This is a genomic window from Enterobacter sp. E1, assembly GCF_016809815.1.
Classification (GTDB): domain Bacteria; phylum Pseudomonadota; class Gammaproteobacteria; order Enterobacterales; family Enterobacteriaceae; genus Enterobacter; species Enterobacter adelaidei.
Genome location: NZ_JAFBJM010000002.1, coordinates 115,548 through 131,186 on the forward strand (window position 1 = coordinate 115,548; position 15,639 = coordinate 131,186).

At 41.6% G+C, this 15,639-nt stretch carries 14 protein-coding genes; all 14 read right to left on the reverse strand.

Translation table 11 applies throughout. The features are described 5' to 3' along the window. Nucleotides 1–58 precede the first annotated feature (58 nt). The 14 genes from gndA to JGF26_RS06865 all read right to left on the reverse strand — a co-directional run bounded on the left by gndA (nucleotide 59) and on the right by JGF26_RS06865 (nucleotide 15,306). The gene (gndA, locus tag JGF26_RS06800) at nucleotides 59–1,465 is read right to left on the reverse strand and encodes an NADP-dependent phosphogluconate dehydrogenase (protein ID WP_024908082.1); all 1,407 of its coding nucleotides are present in this window, start codon (nucleotides 1,463–1,465) and stop codon (nucleotides 59–61) included. Nucleotides 1,466–1,673: 208 nt separating this feature from the next. Beyond that, the gene (locus JGF26_RS06805) at nucleotides 1,674–2,786 is read right to left on the reverse strand and encodes a glycosyltransferase family 4 protein (RefSeq protein ID WP_134707780.1); all 1,113 of its coding nucleotides are present in this window, start codon (nucleotides 2,784–2,786) and stop codon (nucleotides 1,674–1,676) included. A gap of 73 nt (nucleotides 2,787–2,859) precedes the next feature. Further along, the gene (locus JGF26_RS06810; RefSeq protein ID WP_134707779.1) at nucleotides 2,860–3,729 is read right to left on the reverse strand and encodes a rhamnosyltransferase; all 870 of its coding nucleotides are present in this window, start codon (nucleotides 3,727–3,729) and stop codon (nucleotides 2,860–2,862) included. Beyond that, on the reverse strand, nucleotides 3,726–4,829 hold the full coding sequence (locus tag JGF26_RS06815; protein ID WP_134707778.1) for a glycoside hydrolase family 99-like domain-containing protein: 1,104 nt from the start codon (nucleotides 4,827–4,829) through the stop codon (nucleotides 3,726–3,728). The genes JGF26_RS06810 and JGF26_RS06815 overlap by 4 nt, the downstream gene beginning before the upstream one ends. Next, entirely contained in the window at nucleotides 4,826–5,992 is a 1,167-nt protein-coding gene (locus JGF26_RS06820; protein WP_134707777.1) for an O-antigen polymerase, read from the reverse strand. The genes JGF26_RS06815 and JGF26_RS06820 overlap by 4 nt, the downstream gene beginning before the upstream one ends. After that, nucleotides 5,989–7,209, reverse strand: a complete 1,221-nt coding sequence (locus JGF26_RS06825; RefSeq protein ID WP_167587176.1) for an oligosaccharide flippase family protein — start codon at nucleotides 7,207–7,209, stop codon at nucleotides 5,989–5,991. The genes JGF26_RS06820 and JGF26_RS06825 overlap by 4 nt, the downstream gene beginning before the upstream one ends. 62 nt (nucleotides 7,210–7,271) lie before the next feature. After that, nucleotides 7,272–7,820 carry a dTDP-4-dehydrorhamnose 3,5-epimerase gene (gene rfbC, locus JGF26_RS06830; protein ID WP_134707775.1) on the reverse strand — a complete coding sequence of 183 codons (549 nt, stop codon included), beginning with the start codon at nucleotides 7,818–7,820 and terminating at the stop codon, nucleotides 7,272–7,274. Between the two features lie 3 nt (nucleotides 7,821–7,823). Beyond that, nucleotides 7,824–8,702: a glucose-1-phosphate thymidylyltransferase RfbA gene (gene rfbA, locus JGF26_RS06835; protein WP_134707774.1), complete on the reverse strand. Its 879-nt coding sequence runs from the start codon at nucleotides 8,700–8,702 to the stop codon at nucleotides 7,824–7,826. A 52-nt stretch (nucleotides 8,703–8,754) separates the two neighbouring features. After that, nucleotides 8,755–9,654, reverse strand: a complete 900-nt coding sequence (rfbD, locus tag JGF26_RS06840) for a dTDP-4-dehydrorhamnose reductase (RefSeq protein ID WP_049008287.1) — start codon at nucleotides 9,652–9,654, stop codon at nucleotides 8,755–8,757. Then, complete coding sequence (gene rfbB, locus JGF26_RS06845) at nucleotides 9,654–10,739, reverse strand: dTDP-glucose 4,6-dehydratase (protein ID WP_134707773.1); 1,086 nt, start codon at nucleotides 10,737–10,739, stop codon at nucleotides 9,654–9,656. Before rfbB ends, rfbD begins: the two co-directional genes overlap by 1 nt. A 101-nt stretch (nucleotides 10,740–10,840) precedes the next feature. Next, nucleotides 10,841–12,727, reverse strand: coding sequence for a nucleoside-diphosphate sugar epimerase/dehydratase (locus JGF26_RS06850; RefSeq protein WP_134707772.1), 1,887 nt, complete (start codon nucleotides 12,725–12,727; stop codon nucleotides 10,841–10,843). A 38-nt stretch (nucleotides 12,728–12,765) separates the two neighbouring features. Then, a complete protein-coding gene (locus tag JGF26_RS06855) occupies nucleotides 12,766–13,326 on the reverse strand; it encodes a sugar O-acyltransferase (protein ID WP_134707771.1) in 561 nt (186 codons plus the stop codon). Further along, nucleotides 13,319–14,362, reverse strand: coding sequence for a glycosyltransferase family 4 protein (locus JGF26_RS06860; RefSeq protein WP_049008282.1), 1,044 nt, complete (start codon nucleotides 14,360–14,362; stop codon nucleotides 13,319–13,321). Before JGF26_RS06860 ends, JGF26_RS06855 begins: the two co-directional genes overlap by 8 nt. After that, on the reverse strand, nucleotides 14,362–15,306 hold the full coding sequence (locus JGF26_RS06865; RefSeq protein ID WP_049008280.1) for an NAD-dependent epimerase/dehydratase family protein: 945 nt from the start codon (nucleotides 15,304–15,306) through the stop codon (nucleotides 14,362–14,364). The genes JGF26_RS06860 and JGF26_RS06865 overlap by 1 nt, the downstream gene beginning before the upstream one ends. Between the last annotated feature and the right edge of the window lie 333 nt (nucleotides 15,307–15,639).

Sequence of the window (15,639 nt, forward strand, 5' to 3'; positions counted from 1 at the left end):
CATAAAAAAACCCGGAGACAGGCTCCGGGTTGAAATTACAGTGAGTTAGCTAACTAACTCACTCCATCCATTCGGTATGGAACACACCTTCTTTATCGGTGCGTTTATAAGTATGCGCACCGAAGTAGTCGCGCTGTGCCTGAATCAGGTTAGCAGGCAGAACCGCAGCACGGTAGCTGTCGTAGTAGGCTACTGCAGCAGAGAAGGTCGGAACCGGGATACCGTTCTGGACAGCGTAGGCAACCACGTCACGCAGCGCCTGCTGGTATTCGTCCGCAATTTTCTTGAAGTACGGTGCCAGCAGCAGGTTGGCGATACCGGCGTTTTCTGCATAGGCATCGGTGATTTTCTGCAGGAACTGCGCACGAATGATGCAGCCCGCGCGGAAGATCTTCGCGATTTCACCGTAGTTCAGATCCCAGTTGTTCTCGTCTGACGCAGCACGCAGCTGAGAGAAGCCCTGCGCGTAAGAAACGATTTTACCCAGGTACAGTGCGCGACGCACTTTCTCAACAAATTCAGCTTTATCCCCAGCAGGTTTGGCCTGAGGGCCAGACAGCACTTTGGATGCCGCAACGCGCTGCTCTTTCAGAGAAGAGATGTAACGCGCGAAGACAGATTCGGTGATCAGAGACAGTGGCTCGCCCAAGTCCAGAGAGCTCTGGCTGGTCCATTTGCCGGTGCCTTTGTTCGCAGCTTCATCCAGAATCACATCTACCAGGTATTTACCCTCTTCATCTTTTTTAGTGAAGATATCTTTGGTGATGTCGATCAGATAGCTGTTCAGCTCGCCTTTGTTCCACTCGGTGAAGGTTTCAGCCAGCTCTTCATTGGAGAGATTCAGGCCACCTTTCAGCAGGGAATACGCTTCAGCAATCAGCTGCATATCGCCGTATTCGATACCGTTGTGAACCATCTTCACATAGTGACCTGCACCGTCCGCACCGATATAGGTTACGCAAGGCTCACCATCTTCAGCCACGGCTGCGATTTTGGTCAGGATAGGTGCAACCAGTTCGTATGCATCTTTCTGGCCGCCAGGCATGATAGATGGGCCTTTCAGAGCGCCCTCTTCACCACCGGAAACACCGGTACCGATGAAGTTGAAGCCTTCAGCAGACAGCTCACGGTTACGACGGATGGTGTCCTGGAAGAAGGTATTACCGCCATCAATGATGATGTCACCTTTTTCGAGGTAAGGCTTCAGGGAGTCGATAGCTGCATCGGTACCTGCGCCCGCTTTCACCATTAACAGGATACGACGAGGCGTTTCCAGAGACTCAACGAACTCTTTCACCGTATAGAAAGGAACCAGTTTCTTGCCTGGGTTCTCGGCAATGACTTCTTCGGTCTTATCACGGGAGCGGTTGAAAACGGAGACGGTATAACCACGGCTTTCGATGTTGAGCGCCAGGTTGCGCCCCATCACTGCCATACCGACAACGCCGATCTGTTGCTTGGACATTACATACTCCTGTCAGGTGTGGTCACTGCCGGGAACCCCCGACAGATATAATTTGCAAGAATCTTAACTCATAAATCAGGGTCAGAGGTAGGCATTTGTGGCCTTGATCACCCAAAACGACACGAAACTGGTTGTATTTAATCCTTATAAAACATATAGGTATGATTTTTGTATAAACAACCAATATTATATGAGATTACAATTTGAATTATTTATTATTCTTTTTATTAATTGCTTTTTGATAAAGCTCTAAAGTTTTATTATACATTGCATTAAATGAGAAGTTTTCAAGGAAAAATTCATTTCCTGACTTACCTAATGTTACGCGTAAAGCACTATCACTAATTAAATCAACTATTCTGTTTTTAATGGCATCAACATCTGCGCGAGGAACAAGATATCCCGTTTTACCATCGATGACAGATTCTGAAACCCCACCAACATCTGAGGCTAAAACTGGTAAGCCTGCACGCATAGCCTCGAGAATACTGATAGGAAAACCTTCCCAGTTCGAAATTAACAGGAAAATATCACTATCTGCAAGTAAGGCATCAACATCCAAACGTTCACCTGTGAAAACAACATTTTCACTTATTCCAAGATCCCGAGATAACTGCTTCATCTCATCTAACCTGGGACCTTTGCCTACCAACGTCAATATCCAGTTTCTAGTCTCTAATAAACTCAGAGCCTTCAATAAACTTTCATGATCTTTTTGTTCAGAAAAGCGAGCTACTGAAATTAACTTCACTACTGAATTATTATTATAAACATGTGGAGCAGTTTTTTTTAACGGTACACCATTATGGATCACCGTTTGCTGACTGGCAGACGCAACGTTATGTTCGAGCGCAAGTTGTTTATCTTGAGCAGAAACCGTAATTATTTCATCTGTAATCTTACTAAAGAATCGTTCAATAAAAATATACAAACGACGCTTGTTATCATTAACACCATTCGCAAATGACCAACCGTGCACGGTGAAAACCACAGGAATATTCAAGAAGAGCGCAGCCAATCTCCCTACAATTCCAGCTTTTGAAGAATGAAGTGCAACGACATCAGGAGAAAATTCTTTTATAATTTTTCGAGTAATTAATGCGCTTTTAATATCCTTATAAGGCGATATTTCCCTTACAAGCTCAGGGATAATATGAACTTTCACATTCAGTGCTCGAAGTTCATCAACCAGAGCGCCTTGCTCTCCCACAATTAACTCTACCTGGTGATTATCATTTATCAAAGCAGATGTCATATCTCGCAAATGGGTCTGAGCCCCACCGATTTCATTCGCGCGTGTAATGATGTAAAGAATTTTCATGATTTTTGAAACAGTCCGATAAGTATATCGTTACTAATGCCCATCAACTTGCAACGAGACATCCACACTGATATTAACTTCTATTGAATGGTCCGAATCGTCCTGAAAGACCATCAGATATACCGTAAAATATCATCATCAACGTTTTCTTTTTTTCTTTGTTAAGAACTAAAGATATTCCTGCTCGAGCAAAATTCAGGAAAACCTCACGAATTTTATATCCTACGGGAATATATGGCTTCCTAATCATAAAGAAGCTATTTCTTACCAGGAAGTAACGTCGCATGGGGCTATGGATAGATATTTTGCGGCCTAATAGATTCAGCCTTGAATCACCAATCGTGTGAGCCATAGATGCTTGATTCGTCATTGCAACGCGATACCCTAATTTTTTGGCACGCAGGGCCCACTCCACATCTATATAATCAACGAATAATGCTTCTTCCATCTTGCCAACTATCTTATAAACTTCAGAAGAAAAGAAGGAGCCAGATGCAATAACATAAGTTACATCCGTTATTTCCTGTATCGGCGTTCGTTTAATAAATGGGCCGATATAATTAGTGCCCCAATAAAATTCGTCTGTATGTGGGTCATAAAAAGAAGGGCCAAGGATACCAACGTTGTATTGAGTATAAACCTTACTCATGGCGCTAATAAAATTAGCGCCTAGCACACTATCCTGATCAAGCAGTAATAAATAGTCGGCACCGCGAGATATAGCATTTTCGATACCAATATTTTGCGCATGCGAAAGCCCCATATTTATGGGTAAGCTAATCAGCACGAAATTAAATTTCTCAGCTAATTCTTTTACGTCTTTATAATTTCGAGAACCATTATCTATAATAACAGCGCTATCTATCTGGTCTTGCAAAGATAAAAATTGCTTTTCTAAACAAAGAATATCAGGATTGAATGTTACCGTTACGGAACTAATCACGACCTTTCACCTATTAATTTTTTATATTTTTCAACAGTCTCTTTCACTGCTTCCAAATAACCATGACCATTTTTTTTGTCAGGCTCAAGATAGGTACCTTCAGCCCACTCATTCCACGCATTTATAAATAAATATGGAACATTAGCAGAGACAGATTTTTGATAAAGTTTGTCGAAATTACTTTTGAATACTTGCGGATTACTTCCTTTCATCACTAATGATTTAGTTTTTTTTCTCGGTGTATTATCCCAATCAACAAATGCCCCAGAGTAATGTCTTTCGCTAAAATCCTTTTCAAGTATTTTGTCCCAGACTGATTGATAGGATAATATCTGCTCAACGTAATTTGTTTTTAATTTTTCATTTGAAATACGTTTTATTCTTCCAACGACTTTTCGAACTAGCGGCTTAATTTTCCCCATATTGTGTTCAAAAGTACACATGGGTTCAAAATTCAATTCTGCATCAAAATCTAACTTGCGATGATCCTGAGCGAATGAAGTAAGTGTTGATACAAAATGTATATCTCCGAACGACGTTTCTTTTGCCAATTTACGCCAATACTGAATCCACTCGTTACACTTCTCAAAGCTAGCAGAGCGATATAACAAAAATACAGGCTTCCCATTATGTTTAATATATCTTTCGTCTTCGAAAAATGGCTTGAGATAATTAAAGTGATTTAACCAGTCTGATTCATCCCCATAGCTTTGCGGCATGATAACATCTCGATGGCTGCCATCCCAACTACGCGTCCAAGGCTCGTTCGCCCATGAAAACATGAACGGGAGATCTATATCTTTATTCTCTAATAATAGTTCAGCTGGTTTGTCCAATAAACGCTTACCATTAAACCAATAATGATAAAAACAAAAACCATCAATATGGTGTTTCTTTGCAATTTCCGATTGCCATTTTAATGTTTCCACCTCTAGTAAATTATAATAATAATCATTCAGAGGTTCTCTAGGCTGGTTATGATTTCTAAAAAGAGGTGTGGCTTTTTTGACATTGACCCATTCAGTAAATCCTTTGCCCCACCACTTATTATTTTCTTCAATCTCATGAAATTGCGGGAGATAAAATGCTAACGTTTTCAAAAATTGCTCCTTATATTTCTATAACACATAACAAGAAAATGAACTAATAACGATATCAGGAAATAATCCCAAAAAAAGGATAACTGCACCGGTAAGAATTGATGAGAAAAGAAAATGACGATCAAAGCAAAAAGAGAGTTGAAGTTGAGAAATGAGTTTTTATAAATAAACAAATTATGATTTCTTGATACAACATATCCATATAGCAAACTTAATAAAGCTAATCCTATGCTACCGAAATATAAAAACGGTAATAATAGGGACGTATAAAATGCATTAAAATAGCCCCCGCGCCCTAAAAGAACAAAATCCTGTACTTTTGCAAAATAAGCACTTTGGTCATAAAACTTAGCCCCAACTATGCCTAAAAATGAAAATGGGCTAGAAAGGTCATATAATACATCAATATCACCGCTATCAATTGCATGAGTAAAAAGTGAGTAACCGGCGACGGCATAATTACGAGTATTAATTAGGCTTTGACTTAAGTCACTATCACCTCTGAAAGCAAATATAGCTAATAGCAGGATCAAAAACATGATAAGAGAAAAGACTACTTTTTTTAAAGTCATTTTATTATCATAACAATACAATACTAATATTGCTGCCAGTACTGGGGCGAAAACATAGTATCTTGAAATCAAAATACTTTCTTTTCCAATTAACATTAAAAATGAAAGAAACAAGATCGATGATTTATTTTTATTAATCTTTAAATATAACCCATAGCTAATACCAAAGAGCGGAATCAACGTTGCAAATACAAATAGATATGCTGCAAATGAACCATAGTATTCTTTTATTGATTGATCTTTAAATAAACTATCCCTATATTCTGCGAACGATATACCACTTGATATAATATCTTTAAAAAGGAGAGAAAGATAAACCAATATTAATAAATTGATTACAAGTAAAATTTTCACTTGTACACTAAAATTAACTATCGCTTGATTTTCTATTATGTTTCCTTGCCGATGAAAGCTTGTTGTTTTATTACCTACATAACACCCTAAGAAAAAATATAAAAAAGAAACAATCAGGATCATCAAACCTGAGTCAAATGTGATATAGAGGCTATTTTGGGAAAGCCATAACGCTAATGAAAAGACAATATAGAAGCATAAATAACCAGCTGGATTCCTGGGCCTTTGTTTGATCATTTTAATATTTTCCCGGTATTAAAACTAGCCAAAACAAAAATAGCTGAAACAATTATCTCTGTAATAATTACGCTAATAGTCACACCGTATACTGGCGTTATATGCATTAATATAACAGAAACTATAATATGCATAAGACTCACAGCCAGATATGTTTTCCTGACAATTTTTGTTAAATTATTAGGTATCAACCACCACTGTCCAAATACAATCCCCACTGAAACAATTAATGGTAAAGGTGACATCACCAGTAATATCAGTGAAGATATGTGATATTCCGCGCTATAATAATAAAGAGATGCAGGGTATCCTATAACAGCCATTGAGAACGATATTAAGAATCCAAACGCAATAAACTTCTTACCATACAACCCCCAGATTTCTTTGAGCTTTTTCCCTTCACTGATCAATGAACTGACTCTTGGGAACATCGCTTGCTGAACTGGACTCATTAAACCTTGCGCTGCAGTTCGTATTTTATCTGCTGCTGAGAAATAACCTGCTAACGTCGGACCACCAAAATACCCAATAATTAATATATTTAATGTAGTATAGAAGCTAATAGTTATATTAGATACAAAAAGATCAAATCCCTTTGACAAAACCGAATAGATTTCTTGTTTTGAAACTCTTGTAAATTTTGCAAGTTTTTGTTTTTTTATAAAGATACAAGCCAATATCCCCGAGATAAACATTCCTGATGATTGACTAATAACAGCCATATTCATATCTTCTGGAGTTTTTACCAAAAGGAAAATCAGCAGTAAAGACACGCATTTTGCAAGGGTTGTACATATTGCAATACCCTGCATTTTTTCAATCCCTTGAAAAAGCCATACTGGAAACAAAACAGTTCCAATAACGGAAATCATACCCAATAGGATTAAATAAGAGTATACACTCATTCCATTAATAATTACATATAGAGAAAAAATACATGAAACTATTAATAATAATACCATCTTGGCAGCGGTTACTGCTGTATAAATAGAATCAATTTTGGACTGGTTACTTTTATTAACTGATATTAATAGTGTTGCACTAAAGTTAAATCCATAATCAACAAAAATTATAATGTATTGTATCCATGCCTGAACCATAGCAACAATACCAAAATTCTCAGCTCCTAAGACACGCATTAAATAAGGAAGACTTAGCAAGGGGAATAAATAGTTTGATGCCTGAACAAAAAATAGCAATATAATATTTTTTTTCACTAGTATGATACACTCAGTTATGTGAAAAAAGCCTGTATGCTATTTACAGGCCTAAACAGAAGTTAATAATCTGAATCTCTGAAAGCTTTACCAACAAGATCTTTGGTAGATAAACTTGGTAAACAATCGTGATTGATTGGCCATTCAATATTCAGATCACTATCTGACCATAATATTGAACGTTCATGTTCAGGGGAATAGTAATTAGTTGTTTTGTAGACAAATTCTGCCGTATCACTCAATACGAAAAATCCATGAGCAAACCCCTCAGGAATCCATAACTGCTTTTTGTTTTCGGCAGATAAATGAACTCCAACCCATTCCCCATAATATTTTGAGTCTTTGCGAATATCGACAGCAACATCGAAAACTTCACCTACGACACAACGAACTAGTTTACCTTGCGCATAGGGTTGAAGCTGATAATGCAAACCACGAAGTACGTTTTTGCTGGATTTAGAGTGATTATCCTGAATGAAGTTAACCTCTTTACCAACAGCTTCGTTGAAAATTCGCTGATTGAAACTTTCCATGAAGAAACCACGATCATCACCAAATACTTTTGGCTCGAAGATTAATACATCAGGTATCTTAGTGTTAATAATATTCATCTCTCAATAACCTTTAATCATTTTAAACAAATATTGTCCATATTGGTTTTTTGATAAAGGCGCTGCAAGTTTTTTAACCTGCTCAGCATCAATAAACCCTTTGCGGTAGGCAATCTCTTCAGGACAAGCAACTTTCAGACCCTGACGCTCTTCGATGGTTGCAATAAAGTTACTCGCTTCAATCAGGCTCTGATGAGTTCCTGTATCAAGCCAGGCAAAACCACGCCCCATCATAGCAACAGAAAGCTTTCCCTGTTCCATGTAAATACGGTTGATATCCGTGATTTCCAGCTCACCACGTGCTGACGGTTTCAAATTTTTCGCCATCTCAACGACACTGTTATCGTAGAAATAGAGTCCCGTCACCGCATAATTACTCTTCGGTTCAAGCGGTTTTTCTTCCAGGCTGATGGCTGTACCATTTTTATCGAACTCGACAACGCCGTAGCGCTCAGGGTCGTTAACATGATAGGCAAAGACTGTTGCCCCATTTTCTTTATTGACGGCAGTATCCATCAATTTAGGAAGATCGTGACCATAGAAAATGTTATCCCCCAATACCAGGGCGCAATCATCATTACCAATGAATTCTTCACCAATGATAAAAGCCTGTGCTAATCCATCCGGGCTTGGCTGAACTTTGTATTGTAGATTCAGCCCCCACTGGCTTCCATCACCCAGTAGTTGTTCGAAACGCGGTGTATCCTGCGGAGTACTAATAATTAAAATATCTCTAATACCTGCCAGCATCAGCGTTGTAAGCGGATAGTAAATCATCGGCTTATCATAAATAGGCAATAATTGTTTACTAACAGCCATTGTCACTGGATATAGACGAGTACCAGAACCACCCGCCAGAATTATACCTTTACGCGTTTTCATTTCATCATCTCTATATTCATGAGATGCCCATTCCCAGGCATCTTGATCATTATTAAATAGCTATTGCTGTAAACCACTCAGTTAACATACGCTTAACCCCCGCATCCCACTGTGGCAGTACCAGGTTGAAATTCTGCTGGAACTTTAAGGTATTCAAGCGTGAGTTTGCCGGACGTTTTGCAGGTGTAGGGTAAGCGCTGGTTGGCACCCCATGAAGCTGGTTTAATGCCAGTTCAATTCCTGCTTTACGCGCTTCGTCAAATACCAGCGAGGCATAGTCGTACCAGGTTGTTGTACCGCTGGCAACCAGATGATAAGTTCCTGCCACCTCAGGTTTGTTCAGGGCAACCCGAATAGCATGAGCCGTACAATCTGCTAATAATTCAGCCCCCGTAGGTGCGCCAAATTGGTCGTTAATAACAGAAAGCTCAGAACGCTCTTTTGCTAATCGCAGCATAGTACGTGCAAAATTATTCCCTTTACCGGCATAAACCCAGCTAGTCCGGAAGATCAAATGGCGTGAACAATTTTCACGTAACGCTTTTTCACCAGCCAGTTTTGTCTCGCCATACACATTAAGCGGTGCAGTGGCGTCCGTTTCGAGCCAAGGTGTATCCCCATTTCCTGGGAATACGTAATCAGTGGAGTAATGAATAACCCATGCCCCCAATTTCTGGGCTTCTTTAGCAATCGCCTCGACACTAGTGGCATTCAGTAGTTGGGCAAATTCTGGTTCCGACTCAGCCTTATCAACTGCGGTGTGTGCTGCGGCGTTAACGATCACATCAGGCTTAATACAGCGCACAGTTTCTGCAATGCCTTCTGGGTTACTGAAATCACCGCAATACTCCTGCGAATGAACATCAACAGCAATCAAATTACCCAGCGGCGCAAGAGCACGTTGTAGCTCCCAACCCACCTGACCAGTTTTACCGAATAGAAGAATGTTCATTAGGCACGATCTCCATAGTTTTCTTCAATCCAGGATTTATAGCTGCCGCTTTTCACGTTTTCTACCCATTGTGTGTTCGCCAGGTACCATTCTACGGTTTTGCGAATGCCACTTTCGAAGGTTTCCTGAGGTTTCCAGCCAAGTTCCTTGCCAATTTTCTCTGCATCTATTGCGTAGCGGCGGTCGTGACCCGGGCGGTCAGCCACATAAGTTATCTGGTCGCGATAGGAACCTTCCTTCGGCACAATTTCATCCAGCAGGGAGCAGATGGTATTTACCACATCAAGATTTTGCTTTTCATTGTGGCCGCCGATGTTATAGGTTTCGCCAATCTTGCCCTTCGTCACCACGGTATACAAAGCGCGGGCGTGATCTTCCACGTACAGCCAGTCACGAATTTGGTCTCCTTTACCGTAAACTGGAAGAGCTTTACCATCCAACGCATTGAGAATGACCAGCGGGATAAGTTTTTCAGGGAAGTGGTAAGGACCGTAGTTATTAGAACAGTTAGTCACAATAGTAGGGAAGCCGTAGGTGCGCAGCCAGGCACGGACCAAATGGTCGCTGGACGCTTTAGAAGCTGAGTATGGACTGCTTGGCGCATAGGCGGTTTTTTCAGTAAACAGCGGTAGTTCAGAGCCCTTTGCAACTTCATCCGGGTGCGGAAGATCGCCATAAACTTCATCTGTTGAGATATGGTGGAAACGGAATGACGCCTTTTTATCAGCACTTAACTCAGACCAATACTTGCGGCTTGCTTCAAGCAGAACATAAGTGCCAACAATATTAGTCTCGATAAAAGCCGCCGGGCCGGTAATTGAGCGATCAACGTGGCTCTCGGCGGCCAGATGCATCACAGCATCCGGCTGGTGCTCTGCAAAAATACGCGCCATAGCGTCATTGTCGCAGATATCGGCATGTTCAAAATGATAGCGATCGCTGTGCGAGACATCAGCCAGCGATTCAAGATTTCCTGCGTAAGTCAGTTTATCGACGTTAATAACAGAGTCTTGCGTATCATTTATAATGTGTCGTACCACTGCAGACCCAATAAAGCCTGCTCCACCGGTGACCAGAATTTTCACGTTTATTTCGCTCTTAATGTTTAAAAAACAATCTATTACATGACGCAGCCCTGGTATCTTTCGACACTCATCCAGGGCGGAGAAAATGATATTCTGCAATTTTAACTTAACTTTTCATTCCAGAGTAAATCGCAGATACCATCAGTTGGATTGAACGCTGCAGGTGCCTGCAAGAGTATCTCACGCACACGCTCGTAATCGAACTCACGGCAGGCATTGTCGAGTTCGTGGAGAATAATGCTCATCTCAGTCCACGGCAACATCACTTCGTTAGCAGTCCTGATACGCGGGTGCTTGGTTACAGATACATTGTCGCCGATAAGCAACTCTTCATACAGTTTCTCACCGGGTCGCAGACCCGTCGTTTTTATCGCAATGTCACCATAGGGGTTTTTATCATCACGAACGGTTAGCCCTTGCAACATAATCATGCGGTGCGCAAGCTCGAGGATCTTAACGGGTTCTCCCATATCCAACACAAAAACGTCACCGCCCGTGCCCATAGCTCCAGCCTGAATTACCAACTGTGCCGCTTCAGGAATAGTCATAAAATAACGAGTGATATCTTCATGGGTCAGAGTTACAGGACCACCCGCTGCAATTTGTTTTTCAAACAACGGCACAACCGAACCTGACGAACCCAATACGTTGCCGAAGCGAACCATACTGAAGCAGGTTTTGCTGGATTCCTTCGCCAGGGCTTGCAGCACTAGCTCCGCCATTCGTTTGGTCGCCCCCATAGTATTGGTAGGCCGTACGGCTTTATCGGTTGAAATTAAAACAAAGTTCTCTACACCACAACGCGCTGCAGCCTGAGCGCAACTCAGCGTACCGAAGATATTATTGCGGACTCCATCAAGAACGTTGAACTCGACAAGTGGAACATGCTTGTAGGCCGCCGCATGATAAATCGTGTCGACGTTGAATGCTTTGATTAACCTTTCAAGATGCTCTTTATCCTGTACGTTGCCGAGGATTGGATAAATTTTAACCTTAAATTCTTGACTAAGATTCAGATTACGCAGCTCTGAATCGATGGAATACAGTGAGAACTCAGACAGTTCGAACAAAATAAGCTGTTTCGGCTTATTTTTAATTATCTGTCGGCATAGTTCAGAGCCAATGGACCCTCCTGCCCCAGTAACCATAACTGTTTTCCCATTAATATTACGGGATATCAATTCCGGAATGGGAGAGACAGGATCGCGCCCCAGTAGGTCTGTAATAACGACTTTGCGCAAGGAATCAATACGAGCCTTGCCCTCCACAAGATCGATTATTCCTGGAATGGAGAGTACCTCGCACGGCAAACCTTCCAGTGTTTTAATGACTTCGTTCTTTCTGGTTCTACTGGCGCTTGGCATGGCAAGCAGAATTTTCTTCGCTTCGTATTTCTCAACCAGCCATGGCAGTTTTTCCGGCGCGAAAACGCTAACGCCATGAATCACCTGCCCTTGCAGGGCACGGTTATCATCAACAAATGCTACAGGATAATATTCGTCCATCTGGCTTAGCGCCGGCAGCAGTTGACGGCCAGATGCACCAGCACCATAAATCACCACCCGAGTGCCCAAATTTAATCCACGATTAACCAACATCCTCATACCAAGACGCGATCCGGCAATGAGCAGTAAGCCGAACGAAAAATAAATGAATGGAATCGTTCTCGGTAAATAGAGATTGGTATAAAACGCCGCAATAATGAGCAAAATGGATGATATAACCATCCCTACTGTAACTACTAGCAGTATTTTTGCAGTAATATAACGAATAACGGCTCGATACAACCCTAGCTTAACAAATATTGCCAGAGTGATAATAATTATTGAGAAGATAAACAACCAATGCTCCGTACTATATATTGGAGTCATTGAATCAATGCGTACCCAAAATGCAAACCAAAATGCGCATAAGAGAAGTACAACATCTATTGAAAGTGTAATAATGCGTTTTATCGGTCTGGGTAAAGATATTAAATAATTTAGCATACTAAAAACTGGTCGCCTCATTAAAGCTTGCATTCAGTTTATAAAATAGTACCAGCAGGACACACTGAGTAATCGTCTACTTTTGCATTATAACCACCTACTGTTCCCGCCTGCAGAAACGCTGACTTACCAATAACAGCGTTTCCTGCAAGATGAACGCCTACCCCTAATTGGGCAAAATCACCTAGAATGGAATCATGATCTACCGTCGAATGGCTATTTACAATTGTTCCAGCACCTAATTTCGCATTGGCACCCACCACTGCTCCTGCTAATACGACAGAACCATCAGCAATCGTCGCCGATGGGCTAACATATGCAAAGGGATGTATAAGTATTTCGGGGTGAATACCTAAACTGGTAAGTTGCCCAAAGAGCTGTTCCCTGACTTTATTATTCCCAATGCCAATAGCTATGCTTTTAGCCTTGTTGATATGCGACGTTAGTTCGGAAATTTTCCCGATTATGAGTTTGTTAGTGTCATAGAAGGGTGACGTATTATCGTCAAGGAAAACGATATCCTCATATCCCAGAAGTTTCGCCATCTCGCAAAGCGTACGTCCATGACCACCTGCACCTAAAATCATTAAGTCATGCATTAACGTTGCTCTCTTTGTCTTTTACGCCTGCACCGCATTTGAATGCAACAACGAAAAGCGGGAGCCATGCAACAATCAGTCCCACAACACCATCAATTTTGGCTGAGGCAATAAGAAAGGCAATAGGGAAAAGCCACAGCAGATTGACAGCAATCGCCATCATTGTCACCGGAACGTGACTGCCATATTTTCTGGCGAGGATTTGGTAGCTATGGCTGGCATGTGCTTCGTAGACCTTTTTACCCGCAACGAGCCTTCTCATTAAAGTTGTTGTAGCATCGACAATAAATACGCCCAGCAAACATAATTCCGCAAAAAAGAAATGCGTGTCTGCTTGCGCGATATGGAGGATCATCAGTCCAATGGTTATTCCAAGAAAACCACTCCCCGCATCGCCCATGAATATTTTCGCTACCGGGAAATTCCAGACAATAAAACCGGCAGCGGCACCGATCAGGGCAAGCGTCAGCGGATAAATACTTCCAGCCGCGTTCGTGTACTGGTTGACAACAATTAACATTGCACTGCATGCGGCAAACGTGATTGCCTCAGCACTGGCTAAGCCATTAATCCCATCCATGAAATTATATAAGTTCAGCATCCAGACCAGATAAACACAGCCCAGAATCATGCCAATCCAGGATAAGGAAAGATCAAAACCAAAGAGCGTAATTACAGGGAAGGAACCTAAGAAATAGATACCAATTGCCGCTGCCAGGAAATGCATCAATAGACGCCAGCGAGCCGCGATATGACCATGATCGTCAAGGAAACCGATGATGGCAACAACTACACCTGGAATAAATAACCCCAGGAATCCGTCCAACGTAAGCGTGTGGCTAAAATAAAATCCTACTAAAGCGATCAGGAACGTCAGGACGATAGCTACCCCGCCACCTCGCGGCGTCGGCACAGAATGCGAACTTCGCTGGTTCGGACGGTCGATAACATTATGCTTAATGGCATAACCGCGTAACCCCCATGTCAGCGCGCACGATACTAAAAACGCGAATATCACAATTCCCAAATCCACCATTATTTATTACCTTCGATATAATATTTCGCCGTTTTTTTCATTGTTTCATGAAGTGCTATCGGGGGCATCCAACTTAAATGTTCCCGAGATTTGGTGGCATCAACTTCCAAATCGCCAAATAACTGTTCATAAATTCCGCCTTTACCCACAGCGGATAACAATATTTTAAGGATGACCGTTGGGAAATAGATAACTTTCGAGTTAATGTTCATACCTGAAGCAAAGGCATTAACCATATCTTCAGTTGAAGGTCGTTCTGCATCTGCAAGCAGATAGAGCTGATTTTTTGATTTTTCATTAACTACGCATTCATTGATAAAGCTGACGACATTATCTAGCGACACAAGTGCCCGCTTGTTCCTGACGTTTTTAAATGGCAACGGCAGGTTCTTCGAAACCAGTTTTAAAAGACGCTGTATATTACCTGGAGCATTTTCACCACAAATTAATGCCGGACGGACAATCGTGATCGCCATATCACTCCCTGCAAACTTTTTAAGCAGGCTCTGCTCAGCTTCGAACTTGGAAATAGCGTAATCAGAGGTAGGCCGGGGCTCCGACGCTTCAGTAAAAGGGATTCCCGATGTGGTGTTACCATTAACACCTATCGAGCTTACGAAAATAAAATGCTTAACCCCACTGGTCGCGGCATCTGTAGCTAATTTCATGGTCGCGTCATGATTAATCCGACGAAATTCCGCTAATGCATTCTGTGCATCATCATTAAGAATATGTGCCCTTCCTGCGGTATGAATGACAGTGTTACATCCCTGAAGGATATTTACCCAGTTGGTATCGGCTGAGATATCACCCAGGTTGTAAATTCCCTGTTCAGTGTTCTCCTGCTTGCGCGTTGTTAATATCACCTCATGTCCTGATGATTTCAACGTCCGGACTAAAGCAGTACCCAGAAACCCGGTCCCGCCCGTCACCAATACTTTCATTGATATCCCCTATCTGCTCAATCTGATATTTTCTTCCCGCGAGAAGTACTTAATCGCGAGAAACTGTACAGACCACGACAGTTCGTTCTATATTCAATTCCGAATGCCAGGCACGCTACCGCCCCTGGCTTAACAGCTACCAGTGCACTGATTGAATTTGCAGAAATGAATTTTCTGGTCTGAATACAGACAAAAAACTGGCGTTAATTGTCGTCCTAAATGCCCCTGGAAACAAGCACAAATCGTTACAAATCTGTCGAGATTTGAATCAGATAACTCTGTGTTATCAGTATGAATAATAACAAAAAACGGCGGTCACCATTTAGACATGTT

What these genes read in the sequence shown, in the direction of transcription:
- gndA (WP_024908082.1), bottom strand. Translation starts at nt 1,465, where the DNA reads ATGTCCAAGCAACAGATCGGCGTTGTCGGTATGGCAGTGATGGGGCGC.
- JGF26_RS06805 (WP_134707780.1), bottom strand. Translation starts at nt 2,786, where the DNA reads ATGAAAATTCTTTACATCATTACACGCGCGAATGAAATCGGTGGGGCT.
- JGF26_RS06820 (WP_134707777.1), bottom strand. Translation starts at nt 5,992, where the DNA reads ATGATCAAACAAAGGCCCAGGAATCCAGCTGGTTATTTATGCTTCTAT.
- rfbC (WP_134707775.1), bottom strand. Translation starts at nt 7,820, where the DNA reads ATGAATATTATTAACACTAAGATACCTGATGTATTAATCTTCGAGCCA.
- rfbA (WP_134707774.1), bottom strand. Translation starts at nt 8,702, where the DNA reads ATGAAAACGCGTAAAGGTATAATTCTGGCGGGTGGTTCTGGTACTCGT.
- rfbD (WP_049008287.1), bottom strand. Translation starts at nt 9,654, where the DNA reads ATGAACATTCTTCTATTCGGTAAAACTGGTCAGGTGGGTTGGGAGCTA.
- JGF26_RS06850 (WP_134707772.1), bottom strand. Translation starts at nt 12,727, where the DNA reads ATGCTAAATTATTTAATATCTTTACCCAGACCGATAAAACGCATTATT.
- JGF26_RS06855 (WP_134707771.1), bottom strand. Translation starts at nt 13,326, where the DNA reads ATGCATGACTTAATGATTTTAGGTGCAGGTGGTCATGGACGTACGCTT.
- JGF26_RS06860 (WP_049008282.1), bottom strand. Translation starts at nt 14,362, where the DNA reads ATGGTGGATTTGGGAATTGTGATATTCGCGTTTTTAGTATCGTGCGCG.
- JGF26_RS06865 (WP_049008280.1), bottom strand. Translation starts at nt 15,306, where the DNA reads ATGAAAGTATTGGTGACGGGCGGGACCGGGTTTCTGGGTACTGCTTTA.